Consider the following 14,975-nt stretch of genomic DNA (forward strand, 5'->3'; position numbering starts at 1 on the left):
CTCCCCCTTTATCGACCAAGCATTGAGATCGATGATATTAATAGAAGGGGGAGTTAGAGGGGGTTGTTAGTGATAAAATCGAACATTTCACGACTCTGCTTTTCCTGAAACCTGCTCTTATCTTAAAATATCGAACGACCAATACGTTCTGAAAGCAGCTCTAACGCTTTAGTGCCAGCTAACGAATTCCCTGATGGATCCAACTCTGGAGACCATACCGCTATCGTCATCTCACCAGGAACTATCGCGATAATACCACCACCAACACCCGATTTACCTGGCATACCAACACGATACGCAAACTCACCGGCACCATCATATAAACCACACGTCGCCATTAAAGCGTTAATTTGTTTACTCTGCATTGGCGTTACGATGAACTCATTTGTCTCTGGTTGAATGCCTTTATTGGCTAAATAGCCAAATGTTCTTGCCAAATCAACACAGCTCATATTTAGCGCACAAGCGTGAAAGTAATTCTTTAATACTGGCATCACTTCATTATCGAAGTTACCAAATGAACGCATCAAATAGGCAATCGATGCATTTCGATCACTGTGATCCATTTCTGAATTCGCTACCGCTCGATCATACATAATATGTTCATTACCTGAGAGCTTACGTACAAATTCTAATAGTCTGTGTTTAGGAGCAGAAAATCGACTGTAGAGCATATCTGAAATAACAATCGCACCAGCATTAATAAAAGGATTACGTGGAACCCCCTGCTCCATTTCAAGCTGAATTAATGAGTTAAATGCCTGTCCTGAAGGCTCTTTTCCAACGCGTTGCCATAATTCTTCTGGCTGATATAACTCCATAGCAAGCGTTAAACTCAATGCCTTTGAGATTGATTGAATCGAAAAACACTCTTCTGCATCACCAGAGATAATGACTTCACCATCGTTGGTATATACGGCAATGCCTAATTTATCACTCGGAACACAAGCCAGTGCTGGAATATAGTCCGCTACTTTTCCTTGTCCAATAAGAGGACGCACTTCATTCAAAATATCATCTAATATTTGTTTTGTTGGCTTCATTATTTTTACTTCCTTTTGATAGCAAGGACAAAAAAGCCAACACAAAGGTTGGCTTTAGTACTTATTTAAATTGGCATAAGAGCCATGCAGCGCTTATCGTGCGCTGTCATACCGTTTGAAAATAAACGGATTATGCGTTACGACGGAATTTAATATCCCATACGCCATGACCTAAACGGTGGCCACGTGCTTCAAATTTTGTTAACGGACGCTCATCAGGGCGAGGAATGAAATCGCCATCGGTAGCGATATTCTCATAACCTGGTGCCGCGTTCATTACTTCAATCATATGCTCTGAGTAATTTTCCCAGTCTGTTGCCATGTGGAAGATACCACCTTCAATCAGCTTAGGACGGATCATCTCAGCAAACTCAGCCTTAACGATACGACGCTTATGGTGACGAGCTTTATGCCATGGGTCTGGGAAGAACAACTGTAAAGTACTTACAGAAGAATCTGGGATCATTGATTCAAACACTTCAACTGCATCGTGGCACATAACACGTAAATTTGTTACGCCAGCTTCTTTTGCTGCTGCAAGACAAGCACCAACGCCAGGACGGTGAACTTCAATACCTAAAAAGTTTTTCTCAGGAGAGTTCTGAGCCATCTCAACCAAAGATGCACCCATACCAAAACCGATTTCTAAAACGACAGGGTTGTTGTTACCAAACACCTCGTTCCAATCAAGCATTTGCTCAACGAAATCGATACCCATGTTAGACCAGCACTCAGTAATAGCGCCTTCTTGGCCTTTCGTTAAACGTCCTTCGCGGCGTACAAAGCTGCGAATTTTACGAACAATTTTACCTTCTTCGGTAAAGTCGTTTTTAGTCACTTCAGTCATGATTGGATAACCTGGTTATTCTCTGAACAAGGATTGTGGATCCGGCATTATCCAAAGTTTAGCTCAGTGTTCAAGTATTATCTTTGCTTTTCGCTATAAACAAGCTTAATTAAGGTAATTACCTCCCTTAATTAATAACCCTATTTTCTATCGGGTGTACAAAGCCACCACAGTGTGATGAGATCACAGTTAATTATAAAAATATGATCGAGCATGTCATGACTTCTTTTTCTCACGCCATTCTAGAGTGGTACGACAATTACGGCCGTAAGACCTTGCCTTGGCAATTAAATAAAACGCCTTATAAAGTATGGTTGTCAGAAATCATGCTACAGCAAACCCAAGTCACCACTGTTATTCCTTACTTTGAGCGCTTCATGGCTCGTTTCCCAACGGTTGTTGATTTAGCCAATGCGGAACAAGATGAGGTATTACATTTATGGACTGGACTTGGTTATTACGCTCGCGCCCGAAACTTACATAAAGCGGCACAGATCATTGCTGAACAATATAATGGGAAGTTTCCAGAAACCATTGAAGAAGTCATTGCTCTTCCCGGTATTGGACGCTCTACTGCTGGCGCTGTTTTATCATTATCATTAAAACAACACCACCCTATTTTAGATGGTAATGTAAAGCGAACCTTATCTCGTTGCTTTGCTATTGAAGGTTGGTCAGGTAAAAAATCCGTTGAGAATGCCATGTGGGAGGTTGCAGAAGAGCATACTCCTAAAGAAGGTGTTGAGCGCTATAATCAAGCCATGATGGATATGGGTGCAATGGTATGTACTCGATCTAAACCCAAATGTGAATTATGCCCAGTCAATGATCTTTGCCAAGCCAAAGCCCAAGATCGTCAATTAGAGTTTCCGACTAAAAAACCTAAAAAAGATAAACCAACCAAAGAGGCATGGTTTGCTATCTACTATCATGATGGTGAGGTGTTACTAGAACAGCGACCTCAAACTGGTATCTGGGGAGGATTATATTGTTTCCCTGAACAACCAGAAAATACGTTAAATGATCTCTCTGATCGTTATGGTATGGACGTAAAATCAAACCAACAATTGATTGCTTTTCGTCATACTTTTAGTCATTACCACCTAGATATAACTCCCGTACTTATCACTCTGAACAAGAAACCGAACATGGTGATGGAAGGAACGCGTGGAGTTTGGTATAACTTATCCCAACCAATGACGGTAGGATTAGCAGCGCCAGTTCAAAAACTGCTGGATGCTTTACCGTTCGAAATTTCTAATGGAGAATAACCATGAGTCGCACTGTATTTTGCGTTCTTTTAAATAAAGAAGCCGATGGCCTAGATTTTCAACTTTACCCTGGTGAACTAGGTAAGCGTATTTTTGATAACATCTCCAAAGAAGCATGGGCTCAATGGCAGCATAAACAAACGATGCTGATCAATGAAAAGAAATTGAACATGATGGATCCTGAGCACCGTAAATTGCTAGAAACAGAAATGGAAGGTTTCTTGTTTGATGGTAAAGACGTTGTTATCGATGGCTACACACCACCAAGCGAATAATTTATAATAAATAAAGCAGTCTAATGACTGCTTTATTTTTATCTATTTCAGTACTATACCCAAGTAACCTCAAGGTGCTTGGGTATATGCACTTCTGCCGTTAATCTAATTATTGAATTCTTATCTATATTGTTTTTATGAAAAAAATTATCCTGATTGCTTCCGCTTGCCTTTTTCTTACCAGTTGTAGCCGAGAATCAATAGAATCTACTTTTGGGGTAAACTACGATACCACTAACCGTTTTGCCAAAAATCTAGCGCCTTTACCTGGCCAGTTCACTAAAGATATTAAAGCGTTAGATTCGCTTATTAGTAGTTTTAGCGGTAATGTTGAAAAACGCTGGGGGAAAAATAACTTAGTGATTGCAGGAAAAAGCTCTTACGTAAAATACACTGATGGTTACCTAAGTCGCTCTCAAGTTAACTTTTCAACAGGTCAAGTCACTGTTGAAACCGTCGCTGGAACAGAGCCAAAAGCACATTTACGCCAAGCTATTATTACCACCCTTTTAACGCCTGATGACCCTGCCGGTGTCGATCTTTACTCTGATGCTGCAGTGACTCTCGGTGGAAAGCCGTTTTTATACCAACAGGTTGTCGATCAGGATAATAAACCGATTGAATGGTCTTGGCGCGCTAACCGTTATGCTGATTACCTCATTGCTCACCATTTAAAAACCAAAAATATTGACTATAAAAAAGCTTACTATGTTGATATCCCTATGGTTAAAAACCACACTCAGCTACGAGAATATCAATATGCTGATATTGTTCGTGGTGCATCTCAACGTTATGACATCCCTGAAGATCTCATTTATTCTATTATTAGAACCGAAAGTAGTTTTAACCCTTATGCGGTAAGTTGGGCAAATGCGTACGGCTTAATGCAAGTGGTTCCTAAAACAGCAGGCCGTGATGTATTTAAGCTAGTTAAGAATAAACCGGGAGATCCAACACCCGAGTATCTTTTCAACCCTCATAACAACATTGATACTGGAACGGCTTATTTCTATATTTTAAAAACACGTTACTTAAAAGACATTCGTAACCCAGTGTCTAAACAATACAGCATGATTTCAGCCTATAATGGTGGAGCTGGTGGCGTATTAACGACCTTTAGTAGTAGCCGAAGTCGTGCAATTCAAGATATTAATAGCTTAAATCCAAATCAAGTTTATTGGGCTTTAACCAAAAAACACAAAAATGCGGAAGCTCGTCGCTATTTAGAGAAGGTTACAGCGTTTAAAAAAGAGTTTAATTCAGGGAAGATTTAGCGATAAAATCGCCTATTCGATGAATTATCAATCAAACAATCAAAAAAAGAGACTATTTTGAAAAAAAAAGTTGACGGTTGAGGCAAAAATCCGTTTAATAGCGCTCGTTGCCCGGATAGCTCAGTCGGTAGAGCAGAGGATTGAAAATCCTCGTGTCGGTGGTTCGATTCCGCCTCCGGGCACCATACAATAAGATTGTTGGTGTAGTTCTAGATTTATTAAATAAATGCTAGATCACGAATAGTCAAAAGAATTTAGTGTGCCGACTTAGCTCAGTAGGTAGAGCAACTGACTTGTAATCAGTAGGTCACCAGTTCGACTCCGGTAGTCGGCACCATTCTTTTGCCTCGATAGCTCAGTCGGTAGAGCAGAGGATTGAAAATCCTCGTGTCGGTGGTTCGATTCCGCCTCGAGGCACCATACAATTCCCTTTTAGTTCAGTTGGTAGAACGGCGGACTGTTAATCCGTATGTCGCTGGTTCAAGTCCAGCAAAGGGAGCCATACAATTTAGTCTTTATAGTTTAAAGATTAATAAAAAATTAGTGCCGACTTAGCTCAGTAGGTAGAGCAACTGACTTGTAATCAGTAGGTCACCAGTTCGACTCCGGTAGTCGGCACCATTTCTTCCTTGTAAGAAGAACACAAAATCTGTTCCCTTTTAGTTCAGTTGGTAGAACGGCGGACTGTTAATCCGTATGTCGCTGGTTCAAGTCCAGCAAAGGGAGCCATATTTAAAAATCTTGTCGTAAGATGAGGTTTTCTTATCACTGATTTAATTCAGTGATAGCAAAAAAATTAAGTGTGCCGACTTAGCTCAGTAGGTAGAGCAACTGACTTGTAATCAGTAGGTCACCAGTTCGACTCCGGTAGTCGGCACCATTTTTTTGCCTCGATAGCTCAGTCGGTAGAGCAGAGGATTGAAAATCCTCGTGTCGGTGGTTCGATTCCGCCTCGAGGCACCATTACAATTCCCTTTTAGTTCAGTTGGTAGAACGGCGGACTGTTAATCCGTATGTCGCTGGTTCAAGTCCAGCAAAGGGAGCCATATTAAAAAGCCTCATCATTTGATGAGGCTTTTTTTATGCTTGTTATTTATTAAATGCAGCACTACCATACCTTCCATTCGTATTGGCTCTTCATCTAAGGTTAAACAATGACTGATACTCCATCAGGAAAACCAGGCAACACTGGTATCAAGCGTGTAATCAAAGCGACAGGTTTTTCTATTCAAGGTCTTAACGCTGCTTTTAAACACGAAGCTGCCATCCGCCAAGAGTTAGCGATGCTCGTTATTGCAACTCCTATTGCCCTACTTTTAGATGTGACTGTAGTAGAAAAAATCTTATTGGTTGGTGTGTTTGTTCTTATCTTTATGATTGAGCTTTTAAACTCGGCGATAGAAGCGGTTGTAGACCGTATAGGCCCTGAACATCATGAATTAAGTGGTAGAGCTAAAGATATTGGCTCTGCGGCTGTATTTGTCGCTCTGTGCTTTGCTGGCTTTACTTGGTTAATGATCCTAGGCAGCAACTACCTTTAATTAATTATAAGGACGATTCTAATGAACCCTATTATTCAAACATTAAAAGAACACAATGTTAGTGATGAGAAGATCGCTGAAGTATTTCAAACGCTAACACAAAATCCATTAGCAGCAATGGCTATCATTCAAAGCTTAGGTATTCCCCAAGAAAAGCTGCAACCGCTAATGATGCAAGTGATGACAAATCCAAGCTTAATTAAAGAAGCTGTGGAAGAACTAGGTTTAGATTTCTCTAAAGTAGAAGAAGCAAAAGCAAAGCTTGAAGAGAATCAATAAACCTTTTCAATGAGCAACACTAAAGCCCTGACTTCGGTTAGGGCTTTTTTATATCGAGAGAACGATGGTGTGCTTTCTATATCCCAGATACAACAAAGCCCCGATTTTCATCGAGGCTTTGTCGTTTAAATGTGGTACCGGTAGGCGGACTTGAACCGCCACTCCTTTCGGAAACGGATTTTGAATCCGTCGTGTATACCAATTTCACCATACCGGCTTTATCAGCATTGCTGCTTGATGTGATTGATTATACTCAGAGATGATCTTGGCGCAAGCTCTTTATTACTCTTAGTTTTTTGTTTGCTGAAATAATCAGCATTTATTTACAATCTGATTTTCATTTTTGCTTTCACTATCGTTATACTGCTGTCAGTTTTTTAATTTATGGAAGATAAAATGACAACACAAAAACAAGCGGGCTTTATGCGTCGCATGGGAGCTTGGTTCTACGATACATTAATCATCAGCGCTATCATGATGCTAACTGGTGGCGCTATCGTCGCTACTCTTGAAATGCTTTATGGTGCAGGGATCATTAGTTATGGTGACTTTCCAGATGTAAGCTCTTATTTAAACCATGACCCATTATGGCGCAATCTTTACCCAATTACTCTTATCTCTATATTTGTAGGCTTCTTTGCTTACTTTTGGTGTAAAGGCCAAACGCTTGGAATGCGTGCTTGGAAACTTCAAGTACAGCAGCTTGATGGCTCACCAATCACCCTAACTCAAGCGATTATTCGTATGTCGACTTCAGCTTTTGGTTTAGGCAACCTGCTTGTATTTATCTCTAAAGACAATGCAGCTTTTCAAGATACTTGGGCAAAAACTCGTGTTATCGTGTTAGATAAAGCCGTATAAGTAGTAAATCACTATACATATAAAAAAAGGAGGTACTCTGCAGTACCTCCTTTTTACGTTAAAGCTTTCTATTTAGTAACCCTAAGGTTATAAATAAAAATATCAAACTGGGCCCTAAAGCGCCGAATATCGGGTGAATGTTATATACCAATGTCATTGGGCCAAACACTTCATTCGAAATATAGAAGGTAAAGCCAGCAATCACACCAGATAAGATACGGGCCCCCATGGTTACACTTCGTAATGGGCCAAACACAAATGAGAGCGCTAAGAGCATCATTACCGCAACCGATATAGGCTGCAGTGCTTTACGCCAAAATGCCAACTCATAACGTGCTGCATCTAACTCTGAATCTTTTAAGTAATTAACATAATCATAAAGACCAGTAAGAGACTGCTCTTCAGGCTTAACTGTTACCACCGCCAACTTATCTGGTGTTAATGTCGTAGCCCAATTCAACGTATCCACTTTCTTTTCACTGATTTTTGCTTCATTTTTCATCTGAGTAATAGAAACATCACTCAGCATCCAACCCGCATCTTTAGATTGATAATCCGCTTTACGTGCAAATAAAATATTATTTAGTTTATGCTCATCATCAAACTGCCATACCGTCACACCGTAAAGCTTAGCTTGATTATCCACTCGGGCTAAATAAATAAAATCATTGGCATCTTTTGCCCAGACCCCAGCTCTTACCGCTGCAATATTACCGCCCGATGTGGCAAATGCTCGTAAATCACGTGCCATCTTTTGTGCTTGCGGTGCGCCCCATTGCCCTAATGCCATGACGATTAACATTAAAGGAATAGCCGTTTTTAGTACTGAGATACCAATATCTAGCTTTGAATAGCCTGCAGCTTGCATTACCACCAATTCAGAGCTTGCAGCTAACATACCAAGGCCGATCAAGGCGCCAAGTAATGCAGCCATTGGGAAAAACATTTCAATATCACGTGGCATACTTAAAATAACAAAATACAACGCATCGAGAAGATCGTATGTCCCTCTACCCACTTTACGTAATTGCTCAACGTATTTGATAATTGAAGATAAACCAACCAAGGTAACCAAGCATAATGCAGAGGTCGCAATGATTGTACGGCCAATATACCAATCTAAAATCTTAAACATGTTTTGGTTTTCTCCGCATTTTTTCTTTCAATTGCCTTACAAACACACTGTCCATTGAGTTCAATACAATCCCGATAATTAATAGCACGGCATTAATGGCCCACAATCCAATATAAGGCGCTAATCCACCATCTTCAATGGCTGACTTTCCTGCACTTAATGATAGGAAATAGGCAAGATACAAAAGAACCGCAGGCCCCAGCTTCGCAAAGCGTCCCTGACGTGGGTTAACGGCAGATAAAGGCACAACAACCATGGTTAATAATGGAATACAAATAATCAAAGAAATACGCCATTGTAGCTCTGCTTTTGCTTCTAACTCACCACGTTTCATTAAATCTAATGTCGGTATCGCATCCCAGTCTCGACGTTTCTCTTTCACATCTTTCTGCCCAATTAAGAGCTCATAAGATTTAAAGTTACTTTCAAGATAATCCAAACGTGTTGGTATCCCTTCATAACGGGTTCCGTCTTGTAAGTCTAAGACCTGACGACCATCAGGAAGTTCTTTAACGACCCCTTTTTCAGCGACGAGTACGCTTGGGCGTAATGACTCATGTGGCACTGGCTGAGCTAAAAATATATTCTCTAGCTGCTTACCATTTTTGTTGCTGATATCATCAATAAATACAACGGCTTTACCATCTGGAGATCGCTGAAACTGACCTTTTTGCAGTAAATCAATACCGGCATCCGATTCAACCGTTTCCATTAATTGAGTGGTTTTTTCTTGGCTCCAAGGAGACAACCACAATGAGTTTACCGCCGCAGCAACCCCGGTGATTAAAGCCAGATATAATGCGGCACGAATAAGAATAGAGTTCCCCATTCCTGTCGCATTCATTACCGTTATTTCACTCTCAGCATAGAGACGACCAAAGGTAAGTAAAATACCAATAAAAATACTCAATGGAAGCATCAATAAGCCCATTGCTGGCATATTCAAGCCAACCAAAGACAAAATCAAACCACCAGGAATGTCTCCATCAGAAGCATCCGCTAAAATGCTAATAAACTTTTGACTCATGAAGATCAAAAAAAGCACAAAAAAGATCGCAAATTGACTCTTTAATGTCTCCTTGATCAAATATCTAATAATAATCACGTCGAATCTACCTATAGAAAACTTGTATTTTTGCCAGAATCACTATAATTTCCGTGTAAACCATTTATTTTTTAATCTTTGGCTAGATGTTAGCCTGCGAAATCGGAACACTACATAGTATAGTATCTAACTAGATTTTGCTCATTATCTAACATTTAGTTCTATTTGTCTTTAGGATGTAGGAGTACGCATGGAGTTCAGTGTAAAAAGTGGCAGTCCAGAGAAACAACGCAGCGCTTGTATCGTTGTTGGTGTCTTTGAACCACGTCGTTTATCTCCAATAGCAGAACAGCTCGATAAAATTAGCGGCGGTTACATTAGTTCATTACTTCGTCGTGGTGATCTAGAAGGTAAACCGGGCCAAATGCTGTTATTGCATCAAGTACCAAATATTCTTTCTGAGCGTGTTTTATTAGTAGGTTGCGGTAAAGAGCGTGAGCTTGGTGAACGTCAATATAAAGATATCATCAAAAAAACCATCAGCACACTAAATGAAACAGGCTCTATGGAAGCGGTATGTTTCCTAACAGAGCTTCACGTTAAAGGTCGCGATACGTACTGGAAGGTTCGCCAAGCTGTTGAGTCTACTAAAGACAGCCTATATACCTTTAATCAATTTAAGAGCAATAAACCTGAGACGCGTCGTCCATTACGCAAGTTAGTATTTAATGTACCAACTCGCCGTGAACTAAACTTAGGTGAAAAAGCAATCAACCATGGTTTGTCTATTGCTTCTGGCGTAAAAGCCTCGAAAGATTTAGGCAACATGCCACCAAACGTAGCAAACCCTGCATACTTAGCTTCTCAAGCTCGTCGTCTTGCTGACGATTATGAAACCGTAACGACTAAAGTTATCGGTGAAGAAGAGATGAAGAAACTAGGCATGACGTCTTACTTAGCCGTTGGTCAAGGTTCTCATAATGAATCTATGATGTCGATTATGGAATATAAAGGCCATTCTGATCCAACTGCAAAACCTATCGTACTTATTGGTAAAGGTCTGACTTTCGATTCAGGCGGTATCTCTATCAAACCAAGTGATGGTATGGATGAGATGAAGTACGACATGTGTGGTGCTGCGTCTGTATTTGGTGCAATGAAAGCGCTAGCACAGCTTAATCTACCATTAAACGTTGTAGGTATTCTTGCTGGTTGTGAAAACATGCCAAGCAGTAATTCTTACCGCCCTGGTGATATCTTAACCACGATGTCAGGCCAAACAGTTGAAGTATTAAATACCGATGCTGAAGGTCGTTTAGTGCTGTGTGATGCACTGACTTATGTTGAGCGTTATGAGCCTGAGTGTGTTGTCGATGTGGCAACATTAACAGGAGCTTGTGTTGTTGCACTTGGTCATCATATCAATGGCTTAATCGCAAACCACAATCCTTTAGCTCATGAACTTATTAATGCCTCTGAGCAATCAGGTGATCGCGCTTGGCGTTTACCAATGTCTGAAGAGTACAACGAGCAATTAAACAGCCCGTTTGCAGACATGGCTAACATTGGCGGAAAAGCAGCTGGTACTATCACCGCTGGTTGTTTCCTAGCTCGCTTTGCTAAGAAATACCACTGGGCTCATATTGACAGTGCGGGAACCGCTTGGGTCTCTGGTGCTAATAAAGGCTCTACAGGCCGACCAGTCTCATTGCTTGTCCAGTTCTTACTGAATCGTTCAGGCCAAGAAAACGTAGAATAAATCACTTCGTTTTATGATATAAAGGGCCTCTAAATGGCCCTTTTTTAATACATGCGATTTAGCTTCTTTCCGTCATTTATTAAGTAAGAGAGATTATGAGCCAAGCACTTTTTTATGTCCTTGAACCCACATCCCCAACAGCCACTCAAGATGGACTGTTGAAATTTGTGTGTCAGCTTGCTCATTATTATTATTCTCAAAATGCGAGAGTGTATATATTAGCTCAAGATAAGGAACAGGCTTTATCAATTGATGAAGCGCTTTGGCAGAATGAAGTATCAGAATTTACTCCACACAACTTAATTGGAGAGGGACCAAAATCTGGCTCCCCTATTGAGATTGGTTGGGGAACGTTACGATCATCAGGCCGACGTCATGTATTAATAAATTTAGCTCAAGAGGTCGCAAATTTTGCGGTTTCCTTTGCTCAAGTGGTAGACTTCGTACCTTGTGAAGAAAAAAGCAAACAACACGCTCGAGAAAGGTATAAAATATACCGTAATGCAGGCCGAGCCATGCAAACCGAGACATTAAAATAGTGCCAATCATCATAGCTAAATGACTCATATTTTTGTTCTTTTTAATAATGAGCCATTAATTATGATATTTGGCATTCCACTTTTTAATAGAGATATTCGTGACGAACACTATGGAAAAGACATATAACCCGCAATCAATAGAACAAGCTCTGTACCAGACTTGGGAAGAAAAAGGCTACTTTAAGCCACACGGTGACACATCAAAAGAAGCTTATAGCATCATGATCCCGCCACCAAACGTCACTGGTAGCCTACACATGGGTCACGCTTTCCAAGATACGATCATGGATACACTTATCCGTGCTGAACGTATGAAAGGTAAGAATACGCTTTGGCAAGTGGGTACTGACCACGCAGGTATCGCAACTCAAATGGTTGTTGAGCGTAAGATTGCGGCAGAAGAAGGCAAAACAAAACACGATTACGGTCGTGACGCTTTCATCGACAAAATTTGGGAATGGAAAGCAGAATCAGGCGGCACAATTACGAAACAACTTCGTCGCTTAGGTGCATCTGTAGATTGGGATCGTGAACGATTCACAATGGATGATGGCCTATCTGCTGCAACTCAAGAAGTCTTTGTTCGTCTATACGAAGAAGATCTTATCTACCGTGGTAAGCGTCTAGTTAACTGGGATCCGAAACTGCACACTGCAATTTCTGATCTTGAAGTTGAAAACAAAGACAAAAAAGGCTTCATGTGGCATTTCCGCTACCCACTAGCAAACGGTGTTAAAACTGCTGACGGTAAAGACTACATTGTTGTAGCAACAACGCGTCCAGAAACCATGCTTGGTGATACTGGTGTTGCGGTAAACCCTGAAGATCCTCGCTACAAAGATCTTATCGGTAAACACATCGAACTTCCTATCGTTGGTCGTTTAATTCCTATCGTTGGCGATGAGCACGCGGATATGGACAAAGGCACGGGTTGTGTGAAAATCACTCCAGCTCATGACTTTAACGATTACGAAGTAGGTAAACGTAATAGCCTACCAATGATCAACATCCTAACATTCAACGCGGATATTCGTGATACTGCAGAAGTATTCACAACAAACGGCGAAGAAAGTGATGTTTATAGCACTGAGATCCCAGAGAAATACCGTGGTATGGAGCGCTTTGCTGCTCGTAAAGCCATCGTAGCTGAGTTTGATGAGCTAGGTCTTCTTGAAGAAATTAAAGATCACGATTTAACCGTTCCTTACGGTGACCGTGGTGGTGTAGTTATCGAACCAATGCTGACTGACCAGTGGTACGTACGTACTGCTCCTCTTGCTGCACCTGCGGTTAAAGCGGTTGAAGATGGTCAAATCCAATTCGTTCCTAAGCAATACGAAAACATGTACTTTGCTTGGATGCGTGATGTACAAGATTGGTGTATCTCTCGTCAACTTTGGTGGGGCCACCGTATCCCTGCATGGTACGACAACGACGGTAAAGTATACGTAGGTCGTACTGAAGAAGAAGTTCGTGAGAAAAATAACCTTTCTCCAGTTATCGTACTTCGCCAAGACGACGATGTACTTGATACATGGTTCTCTTCTGCGCTTTGGACATTCGGCACACAAGGCTGGCCTGAAAACACAGATGCACTAAAAACATTCCACCCATCAGAAGTTCTAGTGTCTGGTTTTGATATTATCTTCTTCTGGGTTGCTCGTATGATCATGATGACCATGCACTTCGTAAAAGACGAAGAAGGCAATGCACAAGTACCATTTAAGACAGTTTACATGACGGGACTTATCCGTGATGAAAACGGCGACAAGATGTCTAAGTCTAAAGGTAACGTACTTGACCCTATCGATATGATCGATGGTATTGGTCTTGAAGAATTAGTTGAAAAACGTTGTGGCAACATGATGCAACCTCAACTAGCGAAGAAGATTGAAAAAGCAACACGTAAAACCTTTGAAAACGGCATCGAACCATACGGTACTGATGCTTTACGCTTCACTCTTGCAGCAATGGCTTCAACGGGTCGTGATATCAACTGGGATATGAAACGTCTTGAAGGTTACCGTAACTTCTGTAACAAACTATGGAACGCAAGCCGTTACGTATTAATGAACACAGAAGAGCACGATTGTGGCATGACTGAAGGTGCTGAACTTGAGTTCTCACTAGCAGACAAATGGATCGAATCTCAGTTTGAAATCGCAGCGAAAGAATTTAATGCTCATCTAGAAAACTACCGTCTAGATATGGCAGCAAATACGCTGTATGAATTCATTTGGAACCAATTCTGTGACTGGTATTTAGAGCTAACTAAACCGGTTCTATGGAAAGGTACTGAAGCACAACAACGTGCAACGCGTTACACGCTAATTACGGTTCTTGAGAAAACATTACGTCTTGCTCACCCTGTTCTTCCTTACATCACTGAATCTATCTGGCAGAGCGTTAAGCCGCTAGTTAACGGTGTTGAAGGTGAGACTATCATGACTCAAGCATTACCTCAGTTTAATGAAGAAAACTTCAATGCTGATGTGGTTGCTGATCTTGAGTGGGTTAAAGCCTTCATTACAAGCATTCGTAACTTACGTGCTGAATACGACATCGCACCAAGCAAAGGCTTAGATGTGATGATTAAAGTCGCTGACGAAAAAGACGCTGCGCGTATTCAAGCCAATGAGATTGTTCTGACTTCTCTAGCGAAACTAGACAGCATCAAAGTGCTTGCTGACAATGAAGAGACACCAGCATGTGCAACCTCTCTTGTTGGTAAATCAGAGTTGATGATCCCAATGGCGGGTCTTATCGATAAAGATGCAGAACTTGCTCGTTTAGATAAAGAATCAGCAAAAATCCAAGGCGAGATTAAACGCATTGAAGGTAAATTAGGTAACGAAGGTTTTGTTGCTAAAGCACCTGAAGTGGTTATCGCTAAAGAGCGTGAAAAACTAGAAGGCTATAAAGAAACACTGGCTAAACTAGAAGCACAAAAAGTAACAATCGCTGCGCTGTAAATTACCCTTAATATTATTAAGTTAATTTACTGAAACGCATAAAAAAAGGTCGATGTGAACGCATCGACCTTTTTTATTATCTAGAGAAAATTCACAAATACTAATCACAATAAGTGATCAGAAATAGCGCTATC

Annotated in this window: 13 protein-coding genes and 10 tRNA genes; 18 read left to right on the forward strand and 5 right to left on the reverse strand. The window is 40.9% G+C overall.

Translation table 11 applies throughout. The annotated features are described in order from the left end of the window. Positions 1–122 precede the first annotated feature (122 nt). Both glsB and trmB read right to left on the reverse strand, forming a co-directional pair. Positions 123–1,043 (reverse strand): glutaminase B, encoded by a 921-nt coding sequence (gene glsB, locus PVK70_RS01885; protein WP_130046899.1) that lies wholly within the window; start codon positions 1,041–1,043, stop codon positions 123–125. Between the two features lie 130 nt (positions 1,044–1,173). Further along, positions 1,174–1,890, reverse strand: coding sequence for a tRNA (guanosine(46)-N7)-methyltransferase TrmB (trmB, locus tag PVK70_RS01890; protein WP_130046900.1), 717 nt, complete (start codon positions 1,888–1,890; stop codon positions 1,174–1,176). Positions 1,891–2,108: 218 nt separating this feature from the next. Between trmB and mutY the strand changes: the two genes are divergently transcribed. From mutY to PVK70_RS01960, 14 genes are all read left to right on the forward strand, one after another. After that, on the forward strand, positions 2,109–3,161 hold the full coding sequence (gene mutY / locus PVK70_RS01895) for an A/G-specific adenine glycosylase (protein WP_130046901.1): 1,053 nt from the start codon (positions 2,109–2,111) through the stop codon (positions 3,159–3,161). Positions 3,162–3,163: 2 nt separating this feature from the next. After that, entirely contained in the window at positions 3,164–3,436 is a 273-nt protein-coding gene (locus PVK70_RS01900; RefSeq protein WP_130046902.1) for an oxidative damage protection protein, read from the forward strand. 137 nt (positions 3,437–3,573) lie between these two features. After that, entirely contained in the window at positions 3,574–4,710 is a 1,137-nt protein-coding gene (gene mltC / locus PVK70_RS01905; protein WP_130046903.1) for a membrane-bound lytic murein transglycosylase MltC, read from the forward strand. A 109-nt stretch (positions 4,711–4,819) separates the two neighbouring features. Next, positions 4,820–4,895 (forward strand) — tRNA-Phe (locus PVK70_RS01910). A gap of 76 nt (positions 4,896–4,971) precedes the next feature. Beyond that, positions 4,972–5,047 (forward strand) — tRNA-Thr (locus PVK70_RS01915). A gap of 7 nt (positions 5,048–5,054) precedes the next feature. Continuing rightward, positions 5,055–5,130 (forward strand) — tRNA-Phe (locus PVK70_RS01920). 6 nt (positions 5,131–5,136) lie between these two features. Further along, positions 5,137–5,212, forward strand: a tRNA-Asn gene (locus tag PVK70_RS01925). Positions 5,213–5,255: 43 nt separating this feature from the next. Beyond that, positions 5,256–5,331 (forward strand) — tRNA-Thr (locus PVK70_RS01930). A 32-nt stretch (positions 5,332–5,363) separates the two neighbouring features. Further along, positions 5,364–5,439 (forward strand) — tRNA-Asn (locus PVK70_RS01935). A 75-nt stretch (positions 5,440–5,514) separates the two neighbouring features. Then, positions 5,515–5,590, forward strand: a tRNA-Thr gene (locus PVK70_RS01940). A gap of 7 nt (positions 5,591–5,597) precedes the next feature. Further along, a tRNA-Phe gene (locus PVK70_RS01945) sits at positions 5,598–5,673 on the forward strand. 7 nt (positions 5,674–5,680) lie between these two features. Further along, positions 5,681–5,756, forward strand: a tRNA-Asn gene (locus tag PVK70_RS01950). 108 nt (positions 5,757–5,864) lie between these two features. Continuing rightward, positions 5,865–6,251, forward strand: coding sequence for a diacylglycerol kinase (locus PVK70_RS01955; protein WP_130046904.1), 387 nt, complete (start codon positions 5,865–5,867; stop codon positions 6,249–6,251). Between the two features lie 21 nt (positions 6,252–6,272). Beyond that, positions 6,273–6,530, forward strand: a complete 258-nt coding sequence (locus PVK70_RS01960; protein WP_045102898.1) for a DUF2999 domain-containing protein — start codon at positions 6,273–6,275, stop codon at positions 6,528–6,530. Between the two features lie 132 nt (positions 6,531–6,662). On the opposite strand, the gene PVK70_RS01965 is transcribed toward PVK70_RS01960, so the two are convergent. After that, positions 6,663–6,747: transfer RNA gene (locus tag PVK70_RS01965), tRNA-Leu, on the reverse strand. Positions 6,748–6,926: 179 nt separating this feature from the next. Between PVK70_RS01965 and PVK70_RS01970 the strand changes: the two genes are divergently transcribed. Next, positions 6,927–7,391: an RDD family protein gene (locus PVK70_RS01970; RefSeq protein ID WP_165366842.1), complete on the forward strand. Its 465-nt coding sequence runs from the start codon at positions 6,927–6,929 to the stop codon at positions 7,389–7,391. Between the two features lie 58 nt (positions 7,392–7,449). Here PVK70_RS01970 and lptG read toward each other — a convergent pair whose 3' ends face one another. Next, on the reverse strand, positions 7,450–8,526 hold the full coding sequence (gene lptG, locus PVK70_RS01975) for an LPS export ABC transporter permease LptG (RefSeq protein ID WP_130046905.1): 1,077 nt from the start codon (positions 8,524–8,526) through the stop codon (positions 7,450–7,452). Continuing rightward, positions 8,519–9,631 (reverse strand): LPS export ABC transporter permease LptF, encoded by a 1,113-nt coding sequence (gene lptF, locus PVK70_RS01980; RefSeq protein WP_130046906.1) that lies wholly within the window; start codon positions 9,629–9,631, stop codon positions 8,519–8,521. The genes lptG and lptF overlap by 8 nt, the downstream gene beginning before the upstream one ends. Before the next feature lie 190 nt (positions 9,632–9,821). On the opposite strand from lptF, the gene pepA reads away from it, so the two are divergent. The 3 genes from pepA (at position 9,822) to PVK70_RS01995 (ending at position 14,841) form a co-directional block, all read left to right on the forward strand. Continuing rightward, positions 9,822–11,330 carry a leucyl aminopeptidase gene (pepA, locus tag PVK70_RS01985; protein ID WP_130046907.1) on the forward strand — a complete coding sequence of 503 codons (1,509 nt, stop codon included), beginning with the start codon at positions 9,822–9,824 and terminating at the stop codon, positions 11,328–11,330. 95 nt (positions 11,331–11,425) lie between these two features. Continuing rightward, positions 11,426–11,869: a DNA polymerase III subunit chi gene (locus PVK70_RS01990; RefSeq protein WP_130044376.1), complete on the forward strand. Its 444-nt coding sequence runs from the start codon at positions 11,426–11,428 to the stop codon at positions 11,867–11,869. A 110-nt stretch (positions 11,870–11,979) separates the two neighbouring features. Continuing rightward, the gene (locus PVK70_RS01995) at positions 11,980–14,841 is read left to right on the forward strand and encodes a valine--tRNA ligase (protein WP_130046958.1); all 2,862 of its coding nucleotides are present in this window, start codon (positions 11,980–11,982) and stop codon (positions 14,839–14,841) included. Positions 14,842–14,975: the final 134 nt, after the last annotated feature.

This window comes from Aliivibrio sp. A6, assembly GCF_028765505.1.
Lineage (GTDB): Bacteria > Pseudomonadota > Gammaproteobacteria > Enterobacterales > Vibrionaceae > Aliivibrio > Aliivibrio finisterrensis_A.

Coding starts and splice junctions, on each gene's coding strand:
- lptG (WP_130046905.1), bottom strand. CDS start 8,526: ATGTTTAAGATTTTAGATTGGTATATTGGCCGTACAATCATTGCGACC.
- PVK70_RS01900 (WP_130046902.1), top strand. CDS start 3,164: ATGAGTCGCACTGTATTTTGCGTTCTTTTAAATAAAGAAGCCGATGGC.
- PVK70_RS01955 (WP_130046904.1), top strand. CDS start 5,865: ATGACTGATACTCCATCAGGAAAACCAGGCAACACTGGTATCAAGCGT.
- mltC (WP_130046903.1), top strand. CDS start 3,574: ATGAAAAAAATTATCCTGATTGCTTCCGCTTGCCTTTTTCTTACCAGT.
- PVK70_RS01990 (WP_130044376.1), top strand. CDS start 11,426: ATGAGCCAAGCACTTTTTTATGTCCTTGAACCCACATCCCCAACAGCC.
- PVK70_RS01960 (WP_045102898.1), top strand. CDS start 6,273: ATGAACCCTATTATTCAAACATTAAAAGAACACAATGTTAGTGATGAG.
- trmB (WP_130046900.1), bottom strand. CDS start 1,890: ATGACTGAAGTGACTAAAAACGACTTTACCGAAGAAGGTAAAATTGTT.
- glsB (WP_130046899.1), bottom strand. CDS start 1,043: ATGAAGCCAACAAAACAAATATTAGATGATATTTTGAATGAAGTGCGT.
- PVK70_RS01995 (WP_130046958.1), top strand. CDS start 11,980: ATGGAAAAGACATATAACCCGCAATCAATAGAACAAGCTCTGTACCAG.
- mutY (WP_130046901.1), top strand. CDS start 2,109: ATGACTTCTTTTTCTCACGCCATTCTAGAGTGGTACGACAATTACGGC.
- pepA (WP_130046907.1), top strand. CDS start 9,822: ATGGAGTTCAGTGTAAAAAGTGGCAGTCCAGAGAAACAACGCAGCGCT.
- PVK70_RS01970 (WP_165366842.1), top strand. CDS start 6,927: ATGACAACACAAAAACAAGCGGGCTTTATGCGTCGCATGGGAGCTTGG.